Annotated in this window: 10 protein-coding genes; 4 read left to right on the top strand and 6 right to left on the bottom strand. The window is 47.5% G+C overall.

Annotated elements, in window-relative coordinates; all coding sequences use genetic code 11:
- Positions 1-7: 7 nt before the first annotated feature.
- The 3 genes from QZ331_RS02210 (at position 8) to QZ331_RS02200 (ending at position 7217) form a co-directional block, all read left to right on the top strand.
- Complete coding sequence (locus QZ331_RS02210) at positions 8-1840, top strand: RagB/SusD family nutrient uptake outer membrane protein (protein WP_294627654.1); 1833 nt, start codon at positions 8-10, stop codon at positions 1838-1840.
- Between the two features lie 174 nt (positions 1841-2014).
- Positions 2015-4417, top strand: coding sequence for a glycoside hydrolase family 88 protein (locus QZ331_RS02205; RefSeq protein WP_294627652.1), 2403 nt, complete (start codon positions 2015-2017; stop codon positions 4415-4417).
- Between the two features lie 157 nt (positions 4418-4574).
- The gene (locus QZ331_RS02200) at positions 4575-7217 is read left to right on the top strand and encodes a sugar-binding domain-containing protein (protein WP_294627651.1); all 2643 of its coding nucleotides are present in this window, start codon (positions 4575-4577) and stop codon (positions 7215-7217) included.
- A 211-nt stretch (positions 7218-7428) separates the two neighbouring features.
- Here QZ331_RS02200 and QZ331_RS02195 read toward each other — a convergent pair whose 3' ends face one another.
- Both QZ331_RS02195 and QZ331_RS02190 read right to left on the bottom strand, forming a co-directional pair.
- Positions 7429-8652 carry a DcaP family trimeric outer membrane transporter gene (locus QZ331_RS02195; protein WP_294627650.1) on the bottom strand — a complete coding sequence of 408 codons (1224 nt, stop codon included), beginning with the start codon at positions 8650-8652 and terminating at the stop codon, positions 7429-7431.
- Between the two features lie 49 nt (positions 8653-8701).
- Positions 8702-9652, bottom strand: a complete 951-nt coding sequence (locus QZ331_RS02190; protein ID WP_294627648.1) for a tRNA-dihydrouridine synthase family protein — start codon at positions 9650-9652, stop codon at positions 8702-8704.
- Between the two features lie 126 nt (positions 9653-9778).
- Here QZ331_RS02190 and QZ331_RS02185 point away from each other — a divergent pair, with 126 nt between their 5' ends.
- Positions 9779-10420: a carbohydrate-binding family 9-like protein gene (locus QZ331_RS02185; RefSeq protein WP_294627646.1), complete on the top strand. Its 642-nt coding sequence runs from the start codon at positions 9779-9781 to the stop codon at positions 10418-10420.
- A gap of 66 nt (positions 10421-10486) precedes the next feature.
- On the opposite strand, the gene lpxA is transcribed toward QZ331_RS02185, so the two are convergent.
- Genes lpxA through QZ331_RS02165 form a run of 4 tightly spaced genes read right to left on the bottom strand, consistent with a single transcriptional unit; the run spans position 10487 to position 17299 of the window.
- Complete coding sequence (gene lpxA / locus QZ331_RS02180) at positions 10487-11257, bottom strand: acyl-ACP--UDP-N-acetylglucosamine O-acyltransferase (protein ID WP_294627644.1); 771 nt, start codon at positions 11255-11257, stop codon at positions 10487-10489.
- Between the two features lie 18 nt (positions 11258-11275).
- Positions 11276-12667 (bottom strand): TolC family protein, encoded by a 1392-nt coding sequence (locus QZ331_RS02175; RefSeq protein ID WP_294627642.1) that lies wholly within the window; start codon positions 12665-12667, stop codon positions 11276-11278.
- 11 nt (positions 12668-12678) lie between these two features.
- Positions 12679-16107 carry an efflux RND transporter permease subunit gene (locus QZ331_RS02170; RefSeq protein ID WP_294627640.1) on the bottom strand — a complete coding sequence of 1143 codons (3429 nt, stop codon included), beginning with the start codon at positions 16105-16107 and terminating at the stop codon, positions 12679-12681.
- Positions 16108-16123: 16 nt separating this feature from the next.
- Positions 16124-17299: an efflux RND transporter periplasmic adaptor subunit gene (locus QZ331_RS02165; RefSeq protein ID WP_294627639.1), complete on the bottom strand. Its 1176-nt coding sequence runs from the start codon at positions 17297-17299 to the stop codon at positions 16124-16126.
- Positions 17300-17417 lie beyond the last annotated feature (118 nt).

Here is a 17417-nt window from a genome sequence, read left to right as displayed (position 1 = left end):
GACAGAAATGAAAGCATTGAATTTAATCATAAAAAATATCTATATCATCTGTATACTTTTTTTGTTCACAGGATGCAACTTTCTTGATGTGTCTGATGAGTTGGCAGGTAATTTAAACAAAGAAGAGGTTTTCAACGATCCGGTATATACTCGCCGTTGGCACCGCAACATCTTCACAGGCATACCGGACTATTCAAATATTCGGGTAAAAGATGTCAGTGGAGAATTAGGTTTGGGCAATCCCTGGACTTCCTTGTCCGATGAATTGAATTTCGGAGATATGACAGAAGCAGGTTATGAAGTTCAAGGCGGATTTCATTCAGGCAACGGAAAGTTCCATCGTTGGGCTACTCTATATAAATTGATTAGACAAGCTAATATCTTTTTAACCTACAGTCATACTATTCCACAGTCTGGTGAGCAGCTTGACTTCTTGGGTGACGAAGAATTGCAAGAATTAAAAGCACAGGCACGTTTCCTCCGGGCGTACTATTATTACCTGCTTTTTGAATTATATGGTCCCATACCTTTATTGTATGACAATATATTGGACCCATATAAAGATGAATTGGATCTTCCCAGAAACAGTGTAGACGAAGTGGTGAACTATGTATGTGATGAGATGAAAAGCCTGATAAATGAAGAAGGCGGGCTCAAGGAGATAGAGACAGATGAGAATCGTTTGGCTTTACCCACCAAAGGAGCGGCTTTAGCTGTCATTGCCAAAATCCGTATTTTAGCTGCCAGTCCGTTGTTTAACGGTGGGTATGAGGAAGCATTGTTGCTGACCAACCACGATGGAAAAAGACTGTTTCCGGACAAAGACCCTCAGAAATGGACTTTAGCCCAAACTGCCATAGAGAATTTCCTGGATTTTGCCAATGGTAAATATGCACTTTATCAAGAAGAAGATCCGAACCAGTCACTTTACAATCTCTTTATGAAGTATAATGAAGAGATTATTTGGGCTTCGTCCAAAACATTTTTCAATAAATTGCCTGATTGGGGATATGATTGGGTATGTACTCCATTCTCTGAGCAGAAAGGAAATCAGACCGCTGCCGTAATGCAAGAATTGGTGGATGATTTCTTCATGAAAGACGGACTTAGCATTGAAGAATCTCCTTTGTATCCGAAAGAGCTCGGATTTACCAAAGTTGACGGGCAGGACATTTATAACGAATGGATAAATAGGGAACCACGTTTTTATCAGACTGTATTCTATCAAGGCAAGAAGTGGCAGGTGAAAAACAATGTCATCGAATTCTATTACGGCTCTAAAAATGGTGCGGATAAAACGTCGAACTTTCCGGCAACCGGATATTTGCTGTTCAAACGTACTTGCCGCAAACTCTACAATCAAGGTTCCAGTCCTAAAGTGCAATATCGCCCGTCAATCATTTTCCGCTTAGCCGATTTTTATCTGCTTTATGCAGAGGTATTGACAGAAACCGACCCTACTAATCCTAAAATTCTGGAGTATATTGATAAAGTACGTAAACGCGCCGGTATCCCTCTATTGCAAGATATCCGCCCTGAAATTTTGGGTAACAAAGAACTATTGCGCGAAGCGGTACGCCGTGAACGAAGGGTAGAATTGTGTACGGAAGGACAACGTTTCTTTGACGTACGCCGTTGGATGGTCGCGGAAAAAGATGGTTATAAGCAAGGGGGCGATTTTTATGGTATGAATATGTTTGGTCCCAGTGGTAACAGAAGTGCTTTTTATAAGAAAGTATTGATTGAGAATCGCATATTTGAGAAGAAAAACTATTTGTATCCCATACCTTTAAGTCAGGTACAAATCAGCAATCAAATGATACAAAACCCATTGTGGTAATTGCTCCGGGGGAAATGGTATGTGGTGGCTATTATGCAAACAGTGGGTGTAGAAGTAGTGACTGCATACCATTTTCCCATTAAAAAACAGATAGGCCATTGTCTGCTTTCGGACGAATGCCTACGAACATTCATAATCAGAAGTAAGAGCTATATTAATTACGTAATACATTGCATGATACGGTATATTCTTTATAAAAAACAATATCAAATAACTTTGGTAGTATTGTCCTGTTTGGCAATACTCGGATTCTCCCGACCGGTGGCGGCCCAGGAAACGATAGTTCCTCCCTATTCGGAAGACTATCAGGTAGTGACCAACGATGGAGTTTGGTGCTGGTTTTCCGACCCGCGTGCCATTTATGTAGGAGACAAGATGTTCGGAGGTTTTGTGGATAAACAGGGAAGTATCTGGGCTTTCAGTTATGACCCGTCTACACAAGAAAGACAGCAGTATAAACTATATGAGAGACTGAATTATGACGATCATGCCAATCCTTCTATCATGGCTTTGTCCGACAGTCGTCTGGTTCTTTTCTTTTCGGCACATGGCGGTACGAAGGATTCGCCGATGTATTACCGGGTGAGTAAGCGACCGGCCGATATTTCGGCTTGGGAGGAAGTGCAGTCCATCCATCCGAAAATGGAAGGCAACTTGGGTATCTGTTACAGTAATCCGGTGCAGTTGTCTGGTGAGGATAACCGTGTCTATCTGTTTTTCAGAGGCCGCGATTTCAAACCGACCTGTGTCTATACGGATGATTTGAAGACATGGAGTAATCCCATTAATATTGTACGCAATGACCCGGGGGTCGGTAATGCGGGGCGTCCCTATACCAAAATTGCAACCAATCATAAGAATAAGATTTTCTTTGCGTTTACCGATGCCCATCCCCGCGACCGTGCTACCAATTCCATTTATTTTATGATGTACAAAGATGGCAAATTGTGCAAGGCAGACGGAACGGTGGTGTCCGATACGTTGGGTGGTATTACACCTTCCCGGGTTGATAAAGTGTATGATGCGGTCAAGACATTTGACAAGGCTTGGATTTGGGACGTTGCTTTTGACCAGGAGGAAAATCCCGTACTGGTTTATGCCCGTTTTTCGCACGGTAATGGTGCTCATTCCTACTGGTATGCCCGATGGAATGGAAAAGGGTGGGAAAATCATAAGATAACGGATGCCGTCCAGTGCTTTATGCGTAACGATTATAACAATAAAAATTATCTTGAAACAGAGGAAAATTATTCGGGCGGTGTTTATCTGGACCATGAAAATCCGTCTGTGGTCTATACCTCCCGTCCTATCAATAATGTGTTCGAGATAGAGAAGTGGACGTTTGTCGGTGGTGATGCCAAATGGCGTACTAAACCTATTACGGCACAGTCCGAACTTGACAATGTACGTCCTTATGTAGCGCGGAATTATAAAGCCGGACAACCTTCCGTCCTGTGGATGTACAACTATAACTATCCACATTTTAAGAGATATGATTGTGCTATCCGTATAAATCAGAAAGCCAAAGGTTTCAGTGCGGAATGGAATAAGGAGGATGTCTCTATGGTAGCCGATACGGTTTATCGTTGGGTGATGAAAGCCTCCCGGCGTGGTAGGGTAAACTTTAACCAGGGATGGAGGTGCGGAGTCCTTTATAACGGATTATACGACTGGGCAGATACGAGTGGTTCGGATGCTTATATGGATTTTCTCCGGAAAATATGTTCCAGGTTTTCTTGGCAATTGGGTAATAGAATGTATAATGCGGATGACTATTGTGTAGGACAGGTCTATTTAGATATGTATGCGAAGTACAAAAAGAAAGAAATGCTGATGCCTGTCAAGGCTCGTATCGACTGGATTATAACCAATCCGCCATCGGGGAATATTGACATAACTAAAGGGCGGAGTGAGCGTTGGTGGTGGTGTGATGCCTTGTATATGGCTCCTGCTGTATATACTCGTTTGTATCGTTTGACCGGTGAGAAAAAGTACCTGAAATTTGCCCATAAGGAATTTCTGGCTTGTTATGAACATTTGTATGACAGGGATGAACATCTGTTCTTCCGTGATGCCGGTTATTTTGACAAAAGAAATGCAGAAGGAAAGAAGATATTCTGGAGCCGGGGCAACGGATGGGTATTGGGTGGACTGGTGGAAATCTTGAAAACATTGCCTTTGAATGATAATAAGTTTCGTCCGTTCTATGAGCAGTTGTTCTGTGAAATGAGTGAAAGGGTTACCTCTTTGCAAGGAGATGATGGCTATTGGCGTACTGATTTGTTAAGCCCATCCATTTATCCGATGCCGGAGACAAGTGGCACCGGATTATTTACATACGCCATATTGTATGGTATCAATGCAGGTATTTTGAATGCCGATGTATATCTTCCGGTTGTAAGGAAAGGTTGGGAAGCGATGGTGAAAGCAGTAGATACGGAAGGTAAAGTGGGCTGGACACAACTGGTTGCTTCTAAACCGGGACCTGTAGAGAAAAAAGATAATCGTGAATATGCTGTGGGTGAAATCTTAATGATTGCTTCGGAAATCAACCGTTATTTGGAGAAAAACAAATAGAAAGAAAACCTCAAAAGAGAAGAAAATGAAATCAAGGGGGAATTGTTTTAACTTGCTTGGCTTGCGTACTTTTGTGCGGTACTGCCACATTAAGATGTTCTTTTTTGGGGGGATAGGGAATGCTATTTATTTACGTAAATCTTATAACAACTTTATTATGATAAGATTCTTATTTTGTTTGTTCTTTTGTTTGGAAAGCCTGTATCTGTTTGGGGCGGGCGTGGAGTTCTCGACCGCAGGGTTTTATCCGCTTCCAGGTACAGGGCGTCAGGTCTATTCGCTAAACCCGGCTTGGCGTTTTCATAAAGGTGAACCTTTGGGCGACCCTTCTTCCAACGTGTATGAAGACGGTACTTGGGACGTGGTATCACTGCCTCACGGGTTGGAGCATTTGCCGGTAGAAGCCAGCGGATGTATGAACTATCAAGGAGTGGCTTGGTACAGAAAGCACTTCATACCCGCCGATAGCCTGAAAGGCAAGAAACTCTTCATTCATTTTGAAGGTATTATGGGCAAGAGCGAAGTGTACCTGAACGGTGTCTTGCTGAGGAGACATTATGGCGGATACCTGCCTGTCATTGTAGACGTGAGTACTCATCTGAAATTTGGAGAAGACAACGTGATTGCCGTAAAGACTGACAATAGCGATGACCCGACATATCCTGTAGGAAAAGCACAGAATATGCTGGACTTCACCTATTTTGGCGGTATCTATCGTGATTGCTGGCTGGTATCGCACCGGGAGATTTTTGTGACTCATGCCAATTATGAGAATGAGGTGGCCGGTGGCGGGCTGTTTGTGTCTTTCGACCGGGTGAGCGAGGCGGAGGCTACGGTCAGGTTGCAGGCACATATACGCAACGAGTCGACTTCCTCCAAACGCGTAACTGTGGAATTTGTACTCAAGGATAAAGAAGACAGAGTGGTGGCGAAGCGTCAGAAGGTTCTTTCCCTGAAGAAAGGAAAGGCAGCGCACGCAGTGGCCGAAATGAATGTGGAATCCCCTCATTTGTGGGCGCCTGAACATCCATATCTTTATAATCTGGAACTTCGCGTGAAGGATGCTTGCGGTACTGTGCTCGATGGTTATCGTCAGCGTGTTGGTGTGCGTAGCATTGAATTCAAGAAAACCGGTGGTCTGTGGATTAATGGTAAGCATTATCAAGGAAAAATCATGGGAACCAACCGCCATCAGGATTTTGCAGTGCTTGGCAATGCGTTGCCCAATTCCTTGCAATGGAGAGATGCCAAGAAACTACGTGATGCCGGTATGAAAGTCATCCGTACGCACTACGTCATTGATCCGGCTTTTATGGATGCGTGCGATGAACTGGGGCTTTTTGCTTTGGTGGAAACTCCAGGATGGCAATTTTGGAGTGATGAACCCATTTTCGGTGAAAGAGTTTACGAAGATGTACGTCAGATGGTACGTTTGCACAGAAACCATGCGTCTCTCTTCTTTTGGGAACCGATTTTGAACGAAACGCACTACCCGGAGGCTTTTGCCAAGAAGGTGCTCGATATTTGTGAAGAGGAGTATCCGTATCCTTATAGTGTGGCAGCCTGCGATTATGGTGCGGCGGGCGACCATTATTATGAATTGCTGCTCAGACCGGTAGATTCGAAAATGCAAGATGACAAAACATACTTCATTCGCGAATGGGGCGACAATGTAGACGATTGGAATGCTCAAAACTCCGACAGCCGTGTGGCACGCGGATGGGGGGAAGTACCGATGCTGATTCAAGCGGAACATTACGCTTGTCCTGACTATTCCGCCCTGTGCTACGAGTCTATCTGTCAGAAACCCGATCAGATTGTAGGAGCTTGCTTTTGGCACTCGTTCGACCATCAGAGAGGTTATCATGCCGACCCTTTCTATGGAGGAATGATGGATGCATTCCGCCAGCCCAAAACTTCGTATTATATGTTTATGTCGCAACGTGAGCCCGTGTGTAGCGATTTGCCGGCCGATAATGGTCCGATGATTTACATCGCACACGAACTGACTCCTTTTTCACCCCGCGACGTCACGGTTTATTCCAATTGCGATGAGGTAAGGCTTACCGTGTTTCAAGGTGGCAAGACTTATACTTACCGTAAGGACAAGAATCGGAAGGGGATGCCTTCACCTATCATCTGTTTCAAGGATGCTTTCCATTTTATGGAGTGGAAAGGCAAAGCACGGGCGCGTAAACATGACGAGGCGTATGTATTGGCTGAGGGATTGATGGACGGAAAGGTGGTGGCGACGCATAAGCGTTATCCGGCTGGGCAACCGCATCACATTCGCTTGAGGCTGGACGACGAACAAGTACCTTTGCAAGCTGACGGTTCGGACGTTGTGGTTGTGGTAGCGGAAATGGTGGATAAATACGGCAATGTAAAACGGCTCAATAACTCTTACCTGAATTTCACGGTAGAGGGTGAAGGTCGTCTGTTGGGGGAAGAAGTGACCGGAGTGAATCCCGCACCTGTCATTTGGGGGACAGCTCCCGCACTTATCCAGTCCACCACGCGAACGGGAAAAATAAAAGTGACCGCCTCCATGTCGATGCCGGGTGAATGCCGTCCGCTTGAGGGAACATTGGAATTTGAAACCGTCTCTGCTGTACATCCACTGCTATATCAGGATAGTGAATGGACAAAAGCCGGTTTTGTTTCAGACAGGAAAAATGGACGGTGGTCTTCGTCTGAATTAGAGAAAGAGAATGCACGGTTACGCAAGGAACTGCACGAATTGAAAGTGAAAGAGGTAGAGAAACAGCAGACACAGTTTGGCGGGGGAATCAATGACTGATAGTCAAAATCATTGTCTGCTATTTTCCTTTGCCAGATAAAGTGGTTGCAGCCTTATATGATACCGGTTGCAGGACATATATACCGTACAAATAGGATATATAGATGCTGGAAGTAAGATATATATGCGCTGGAAGTAGGATATATATGTGCTGCATCCAGTTTATATGGCAATTGGAAATAGTTGATAATCAGAGCTCTTGTTGAACGGATTAGAACATAAACATCGCAACGGCTACGATGCGGTTATTGCGGACGGAATGTGTATCTGTGATTTTTCCATCAATCAGTTGGACCGAGCCATACCAGGCCGAGCTTAATGTATATTCCAAGCCGAATTTCCAGTGAGGTACGTTGTACGTTAGTTCGGCTCCTGCCATTGCCAACTTGTCGAGGTTTGTTCCTGTGCCATAGAGTTGCGGGGAAGCCAAATCATCGCTTGTTCCCAAGTTCTTGGCGTAGCCGACAAAGATTCCCGGTTTCCATTTCCGGCCGTAAACGACATTCAGCCAGGAAGAGGAGATGCGTATCGGGGTGTATTTCTGTTCGCCTGTTTGCTCGTTGATGGATTTGATACCGAAGCCGCCGAGGCCCGAAGCCTGCGTCAAGTTGGAACCTAATACACTTTTGGCTCCGACGTACCAGTTCTTGTTTGTGTATTTCACGTGAGCTTCGTAGGAGAGGGTCGTGATGCGTTCGTCTACTTTGTATTTTTTGTTGTTCTCGCCGACAGACTCCGTGCGAGGCTTCATCGAAAGCATCTCGATACCTACGCCCGCTAAGAAACCGTTGTTCTTGTAATCCGCTCCGATGTAAACTTCGGGGACACAACTTTTCTTGATGTACTCCTGGCTCTTGCCCGCAGGGCCTTGCGACAGATATTGCGATTGCCACAGGGCAGCTCCCGTCAGTTGGAAGTGGCGGTTGTTGTAGCGGTAACGAATCTGCGGCGCACGGCTGAACGGCTGGAAGGGTGCGCCCATAGAGAGGTTGAGAATCTGCGGGGCTACCTCGCCGTATAGCGGATGCCACGTCTGTCCGAGCAGTAAGGCCGATTTTCCCCAGTCCAAATTGAGGTAAGCATGACGCAGACGGACTACAGAGTAAGAGGTGCCCGTACCCCGGAAGTCGGCTTCTATCTTGGCGGAAGTCTTGGCCGTACCCAATTTCGGACCGGCAACATCCACTCCCAGACGCGAATACAGGGTATAGAAGTTACTGTTTGGTGTGGCATTCAAGTCGTTTCCTTCCGCGTCGAGACTCTCGTCCTTCGGATACATATAGAACAATCCGTCTACCGTCTCCTGGTTGGCGCGGCTGTTATAATACAGGTCTGTACGGATTTGTCCGTAGAATTTAAACTTGAAGTCCTGCTTTTGTGCAAAGCTGCCCGAAATCGTTGTCAGGCAAAGGAATAATAGAATGTATCTTTTCATAATGCGTTTGTTTATAAACGGGCGCAAAATTAATGAAAAATACTGGCAATCAGCTCACCATTGCCTTAAAAAAGGACTCGACTGCTTCATTATATTTGTTCAGGCTGGTACTTTTATGGATGGCTTTCAGCAGTTTCTTCTCTGCGTTAGGCAATAAATATTCCCAGAAGGTTTTCATCTTGTTCAGCAGTTGCCCCTCGCCGCCCTCAAGCTGTTTGGCGTAGGCAGTGTACACGTATGTGTGCATCGACGCTGCTTTTTGCGCCATTTCATCGGGACTTAGTGCACGGCCGTGTGTGTATTCCACCGCTAACGCCGGATTGGCAAGCAGCCCGCGTCCTATCATGACGCCTGCCAGCGAAGAAAACCTTTCCTGTATCTGCCGGATATCTTCCGGCGTATTGATATCTCCATTATAGATAATAGGATGCTTGCAGACTTCCAGAAAAGCCGCAAACCCTTTGAGGTCTGCTTTCCCCTTGTATTGCTGCTTTCCCAAACGGGGGTGCACCGTCACTTGCCGGAGAGGCACGGAATTAATCGCAGGGGCAAGCCGCAGACACTCTTCCGCATTCTCCCATCCCAACCGCATCTTGATGGAGAAACTGATTTGCGGATACTTTTCGACGAGGCCAAGCAGTGCTTTCACCTCTTCGGGATAAGGCAGGATGCCCGAACCGTTGTGCCGCCTTGCCAGGAGAGGAAACGGACAGCCTAAATTGATATCCGCTTCCCGGTAACCTTTCTCGATGAAAAGGGCTAAAATCGCTTCTGCCTTCTCCGCAGTCGGGGCTATCAACTGCGGAACGAGGTGGGCGACATGGTTGCGTTGCGGCTCGATGTCGCGCACGTCTTTGTGCCGGAAGCTCTCTTTCTCGACCCGTACAAACGGGGTGTAATAGCTCTCTACACCGCCGAAACTGGCAGCGTGGGCGTTGCGATAGGCCGCTTCGGTATAACCTTGTAGCGGAGCGAAATGGATAGGAAGCACTTTTTGCATGGTCTGTTCACGTACTACTGCCCGCCGTGGCGGACATTGTTGGGCAAATATATCGTTTTTTATTTCATTTCTGTGAACCTTATTGGAAGAAAGTAACTATATTTGTGACATTCAAACGAAAGATATATGAAAGTAAAGAAAATTAGTGCGGCTAACGTGGAAGCCTGCTCGCTTCCTAAATTATTCGATGAAGAAAAAATAGATTTTCAACCTATCGGGTGTGTCAACTGGGCTGAATATCCTTACAAACCTAAAGTAAACTTTCGCATAGCTCACACGCAGGACTCTATTTTATTGCATTTCAAGGTGAAAGAAGAGAGCGTGCGTGCCCGTTATGGCGAAGACAACGGTTCTGTGTGGACGGATTCCTGCGTGGAGTTCTTTTCCGTACCTGCCGGCGACGGGGTCTATTATAACATAGAGTGCAACTGCATCGGGACGATTCTGATTGGCGCCGGGCCTGCCCGCAACGGTCGTGAGCACGCTCCGAAAGAGATGACGGCTCTCGTACAACGCTGGTCGAGCTTGGGCAATGCGCCTTTTGAAGAACGCGTTGAAGAGACAAACTGGGAGGTAGCTCTGATTATCCCTTATGCTGCATTCTTTAAACATCAGCTTAAGTCGCTCGACGGCAAGGAGCTGAAAGCCAACTTCTACAAATGCGGCGATGAATTGCAGACACCTCATTTCCTTTCATGGAATCCGATAGAGATAGAGAAGCCCGACTTCCACCGTCCCGACTTCTTCGGTACGTTGGAGTTTGAATAATCAAAAAAGAAGGGTGACGCTTTTCTTTGGCATCACCCTTTCTCTTCACTGTATAAAGTTCTTTGTCTACTTCACAATCCCTCTTTCCGAGCCTTTCACAAAGTTTACGATTGCTTCGATTTCTTCGCTCGTCGGCACTTGGTCGATAATCTTCTGCACTGCATCCTGAATGCTGAAATTGCCTTGATAAATCAGGCGGTAAGCATTGGCGATGTGGCGGAGGACTCTTTCCGTCGTGTTACGGTGTTGCGAAAGGACTACGGCGTTTACTCCGTGGTAAGCTACCGGATTGCCCGACATGATGACATAAGGCGGTACATCTTTCGAGATGCGGCATCCGCTTTGTATAAGCGTCCAGCTACCGATGTGGCAGTACTGGTGCAGCGTGACGTTGCCGCTTAGGATGGCGCAATCGTCCAACTTACATTCGCCTGCGATGGTGGTGCCGATACCTACCACACAATTGTCGTTGATTTGCACGTCGTGGCAGAGGTGCACTTTATCCATCAGGTAGTTGCCGTTTCCTATTCGGGTAGCCTTCCCGGCGTGGGTGGCACGGCTGATGACTACGTTTTCACGAATATCATTGTTGTCTCCGATAATCAGGCTGCTCTCTTCTCCCGTGTAGTGGAAATCTTGCGGTTCCGCTCCTAAGACAGCGTTTTGATGTACCTTGTTCCCTTTTCCCATTTTAGTACCTTGCAGGATACTGGCATAAGACATGATGACACAGTCGTCTCCGATTTCCACATTCTTTTCGATGTAGGCAAACGGCTGGACGGTTACATTCTTGCCTAACTTTGCTTCAGGGTCTACATAAGCTAACGGACTAATCATAATCGTATATCTTTAAAGTTATTCTTCTCTTCCACCACCTAAGGCTTGATACAGGCTTACTACTGCCTGTAACCGGTCAAAGCAATCGGCAACCTGAGAAATCTGTGCGCTCAGGTAAGACTGCTGTGCAGATAACACTTCCAGGTAGGTTGAAGTTCCTAAGTTGAACAATTCTTTGGTATCTTCCGCCGCTTTTCGGGCAAACATCACCTGTATTTGGCGCGATTCTACCTTTTCGCTGGTCTTTTGGTATAAACTCAGTGCGTTGCTGACTTCGCTTCCGGCATTAAGCAACGTCTGCTGGAAGGCGAGCTTCGCACTCTCTTCCTGAGCTTTGGCGGCTTTCAGGCGGGCGATGTTCTGTCCGCGGTAGAAGAGCGGCTGTGTCAGTGAGCCGATGGCGGAAGCCAACAGTTTGCCCGGATTGAAAATCGCACCTCCGGCACTGTTTGTCCATCCTGCCGAACCACTGAGCGTAATTTGCGGATAGAAGGCGGCACGTGCCGAGTTTGTATTATAGTAACAGCTTGCCAAAGCCATCTCGGCGGCTTTCACGTCCGGACGGTTGGATAGCAACTGGATGGGCACGCCTGCGGAAAGCTCCGCCGGGAGTACTTGTGCTTCCAGCACGCTGCGCTTGATGGCGTGGGGTGCTTCTCCCAAGAAAGCAGACAGGGCGTTTTCCGTTTCGCGGATGCTCTGTTTAATGTCCGGGAGACTGGTAAGTACCTGTACATAGGCAGCCATGCTTTGTTCGACCCCTGCCGAGTTGATGTTGTACATTGCCGCCTCTTTCATGGCTTCCATCGTTTCGGTGTTCTGCAGCAGGATTTCGGCTGTGGCTTTGGTTATCTCCAACTGGCGGTCGAGCATCATCAATGTATAGTACATATTGGCAATGTTGGAGATGACTTGCGTCTGCACTGCCTGGCGGTAAGCCTTTGCCTGTTCCAGTGTAACTTGTGCGTTACGTTTGGAGTTCAATAACTGGCCGAACAGATCGACTTGCCAACTGGCTGTCACAGGCAACGAGTAGGTTTTTGTTGCCGCGTTCTTGTCAAAACTGCTGATGGTTCCTTGTGGCGACAGTCCCAACATCGGCGCATAGGCGAGACGTGCGGACATCAGTGATGCTTCTGCCGCTTTTACGTTCTGCACGGCAGACAGGAGGTTGGTGTTTTGTCTCAGTCCCGTTTCGATGAGCGACTGTAGTTGCGGGTCGGTGAAGACTTTTCTCCACGGCAGGTTGCCGAAGTTGGTTGTGTCCGAAGCCAAAGTATCGTTCTCCGCCATAGGGTCACGATACAGGCCGGAAGTGTTGATGTCTTCGGGTCTGTCATACGACTTATAGATGTGGCAACTGCTCAGCAGAGCAGTTGCACACAACATATATAGAATCTGTTTCTTCATATCCAATTTCATTATTTAGCGTATTGTTCAATCTCAGTTGCGGCATCCGTGTTGTCGATATCCTCCCATTCCATCGGTTTCACCTTCTCCTGCAAGTATTGGAACACGACGAACAGCACGGGAACGATGAAAATCTGGCAAATCATACCGATTAACATACCGCCGATGGAAGCCGTACCCAACGTGCGGTTACCGTGAGCACCTACTCCGAAGGCAAACATCAACGGAAGCAGTCCGACTACCATTGCCAACGACGTCATCAGAATAGGACGGAGACGCGCACCTGCACCCAATACGGCTGCCCATGTGATGCTCATACCCATCTTACGGCGGTCGAGGGCGAACTCTACAATTAGGATGGCGTTCTTTGCCAACAGACCCATCAGCATGATTAACGCAATCTGCATATAAATGTTGTTGGACATCGTGCCGAGAATTATCTTCAACATCGAGATGTTTCCGATGGCACTCACCCCGTTTACAAACAGGAAGCTGCCCAACAGACCGAACGGCACAGACAGCAACACCGCCAACGGAAGTATGTAACTTTCGTACTGCGCGCTCAGCAACAGATAAACGAATACGAAGCAAAGGATGAAAATCAATCCGGTAGCGCTTCCACTGCTCTGTGCCTCTTCGCGTGCCATACCGCCCAATTCGTAGGTATAACCTGCAGGAAGATTCTGTTTGGCTACTTCCGCCAGCGCAGTTAGTGCCTGGCCTGATGTATAACCGTTGGCAGGAGCCACCATCACTTTCATCGAAGTGTAGAGGTTGAAGCGGCTGATGATATCCGGGCCATATACCTTGTTGATGGAAATGAACTGCGCGATAGGAGCCATTTCGCCCGAACGGTTGCGGACTTTGATATTCTTCAGCGATTCCAGGTTCTTGCGTGACAGAGGGTCCGACTGAATCATTACACGATACATCTTACCGAAACGGTTGAAGTTGGATGCATACAGACCGCCGTAGTATCCCTGCATGGTGGTCAGAATGTCCGTCGGGCTGAGCCCTGCTTTCTTACAGGCTGCCGCGTCAATGTCAATCATGTATTGCGGGAAGTTCGGGTTGAACGTTGTTTTTGCCGAGTTGATTTCGGGACGGGCTTCGAGTGCAGCCATGTACTCCTTCACCACGTCGAAGAACTTGTTCAGCTCACCACCTGTCTTATCCTGCATATTCACCTCGATATCGGTAGAGGCCGAGTAACCCGGAATCATCGGCGGAGCAAAGAACAATACCTGTGCTTCCTTAATTACTTTCTGTGCGCGCATATATAAAGAACCAACGATGACATCCGAATTCTGTATCATCGAACGGTCTTTCCAATCTTTCAGCTTGATGATGAAAGAACCGTAAGACGGGCCTTGTCCGCCGATGAAACTGAAACCTGAAATCAACGTGCGCGACGCTACGGCAGGGTCGGCGGCAATCAGGCTGTCCACGCGTGCTAAAATAGCTTCCGAACGGTCTTGTGATGTGCCCGGCGGCAGAGTTACCGCTCCCATCAGCGTACCGGTATCTTCGTTGGGAACCATACCTGTCGGAGTGGTATTCATGAAGAACATAAGCAATGCGATGGAGGCAGCCACCAGTCCCATCGACAGCCATTTCTTCTGAATGAAGAACAATACGCGTTTCTTATACCGTTTCAGGATAGATTCGTAAGTATCATTGAAACTGTTCTTGAATTTATCCGTACTCATTCCGATGAGTGCTAAAACACTGAGAAGGATAAAGATGGCGCTAATTACCGGGTTGATGCTGAAAAGACCGAAAATCATACCGAGAATGGCAATAAGCGTAAATGCAAGCGTGATTCCCGGATGCAATATCTTTCCGATGGCTTCGGTATATCTTTTTATCATCGTCGTATGAGCTGCCTTATAGGCGGTTTTCATACGTTCCTTCAATGGCGGAATCTCTTCGGAGCCTTCCTGCTTGTGCGGTTTCAGAAGAATGGCACACAAGGCGGGGCTTAATGTCAAGGCGTTCAGGGCAGACAGTCCGATGGAGATGGCCATTGTCATACCGAACTGGCGGTAGAAGGTTCCTGCCGTTCCACCCATGAAACTTACCGGAACGAATACGGCCATCATGACCAGCGTAATGGATACGATGGCGCCGCCCAACTCATTCATCGCGTCGATGGAAGCCAGACGGGCAGAGGTGTAGCCCTGGTCCAACTTGGCGTGTACACCTTCGACCACCACAATGGCATCATCGACCACAATCGCAATGGCGAGCACGAGGGCACATAGCGTCAGCAAATTCAGACTGAATCCTACCAGAGACAGGATGAAGAACGTACCGATAAGGGCTACCGGAATGGCAATGGTCGGAATCAATGTAGAACGCAAATCCTGCAAGAAGATATATACCACGATAAACACCAGGATAAAGGCTTCAATTAAAGTTTTCAATACCTCATGGATAGAGGCGAACAGGAAGTCGTTGGCATTCATCGAAACGTTTATCTTCAAGCCCGACGGCAAGGTTTTCGATGCTTCGTCCAATAGCGCCTGGATATCGCTGATGGTTTGTGTGGCGTTAGTTCCTGCCATCTGATAAACGATACAGGTTACAGCCTTATGTCCGTTTACGCGGTTGGTAAAGTTGTATCCCAAGCGGTCTAACTGTACTTCGGCGATGTCGTTCAGACGAAGCACTTCGCCGTTGGGCAGAGACTTGATGACGATGTTCTCAAACTCCTCCGGCTGTTGCAGACGGCCTTTGTAGCGGATGGTGTATTGGAAAGTCTGGTTGCTGCGTTCGCCAAATTGTCCCGGAGCCGCTTCCACGTTCTGTTCTGCCAAAGCGGCGGATACGTCGCTCGGAATCAGCTTGTATTGCGCCATTACATCCGGACGCAGCCAGATGCGCATGGAGTAATCCTGTCCCATCACGGAGGCATCACCCACACCCGGCACACGCTGAACCTGCGGAATCAGGTTGATTTTCGCATAGTTCTCGATGAACGATTCCGCATACGTGTCGGTTTCGTCGTAGAGGGAGAATACCACCAACATGGAGGTTTGGCGTTTCTGTGTTGTCACACCGACTCTGGTCACTTCGGCGGGGAGCAATCCCTGAGCCATCGAAACACGGTTCTGCACATTGACGGCAGCCATATCCGGGTCTGTCCCTTGTTTAAAGTAGATGGAGATTTCGCCGGAACCTGTGTTGGAAGCGGTAGAGGTCATGTACATCATGTTTTCCACACCGTTGATTTGTTCCTCGAGCGGGGCAATCACGGAGTTCAATACGGTCGACGCACTGGCTCCCGTATAGGTAGCCCTTACCGATACGGTGGGGGGCGCGATGTCCGGATACTGGGTGATAGGCAGCGTAGCCAGTCCGATAGCACCCAAGATGACTATCAGGATGGAGATAACCGTTGATAGTACCGGACGGTTGATAAAATTATCTAATTTCATACGATTGTCTAAGTTATTAGTTGAAAGCAGTAGCTAAATTTCCTTCGCGTTGGTCTTTCAAGTGCTGTTGATAGTTTGCCTCTTTCTGAGCCGGTGTGATGGGCTGTATAGCCTGGCCGTCTTTCAAACTCTGTACACCTTCGATTACGATTTTGTCTCCTGCGTTCAAGCCCGAAGTGACGAGATATTCTTTTCCGTTATCGAGGTTGAAGATGCCGATTTCGGTATATTTCACCGTATTGTCCGGCTGGAGGACGTAGACAAACTTCTTATCCTGGATTTCGACTGTTGCCGACTGCGGTATGCTGATAATATTGTCCATTGTATAAGGAATCAGAATGTTTGCCGTACCGCCACTGCGCAGGATGTGTTCTTTGTTCGGGAAGATGGCGCGCATACTTACGGAGCCGGTGTTTTGGTCGATGACTCCCGTGATGGCGTCCACTTTGCCTTCCGCATCGTATTCCGTGCCGTCAATCAACTGTAATTTGATGGCAGGTATTTTGCCGATTTCCTCTTTGATGGTGCTTCCCGACTTGGTCATGGCCAGCAGTTCCTTTTCTGTCATTGAGAAATATACATATACCTCTTCTATTTCGGAAACGGTAGTCATCGGGGTGGCGATAGAAGGGCTTACCAATGCTCCCAAACGATAGGGGATATTGTTGATGACACCGTCGGAGGGACTTTTCACCTGTGTGAAAGAGAGATTCTGGCGGGCAGTAGTCAACTGTGCTTTTGCCTGTGCCAGTTGTGCCTGCGACTGTGCCAATGTATTTTCAGCCATTGACAGGTCGTAGTTGCTGATGATGTTCTTCTTGTTCAGTTCACGTTTGTTGTCTACCGTGATTTGCTGGGTGCGTACTGCCGCTTCTGCCGTGGCAACTGCTGCCTGGGCTGTGCGTACTGCCGCTTCGTATTGTGTGGGGTCGATGACAAACAGTACTTGTCCTTTGCGTACGCTTGCTCCTTCGTCTACACACAGTTTGGTGATGAAGCCCGATACTTGCGGACGGATTTCCACGTCTTGTTTACCTTTGATGGTGGCAGGATAAGCTGTCGTCAGATTGGCTGCCGACTTTTGTAACTCCTGTACTGCATACTCCGGGACTTTGCCCGTCTCCTTTACCTTATTGCCGCAACTGGACAGAAGGGCCAAGCAAAATGTAAATAAAACAATTCTACTTTTCATACTTCTCATTTATCTGTTTTTTTTAATTATGCGTTTTTAGTAGCACGTGTGTTGTTTTCTTGTATAGTGGGAAAATTTAAGGGGAAAAAAGCCGGAAACTAATTCTGCTCAATCAGTT

Origin of the sequence: uncultured Bacteroides sp. (genome assembly GCF_910586915.1) — a bacterium.
Taxonomy (GTDB): Bacteria; Bacteroidota; Bacteroidia; order Bacteroidales; family Bacteroidaceae; genus Bacteroides.
Note: the sequence above shows the minus strand (reverse complement) of the source record. Positions and strands in the feature narration are given on the sequence as shown.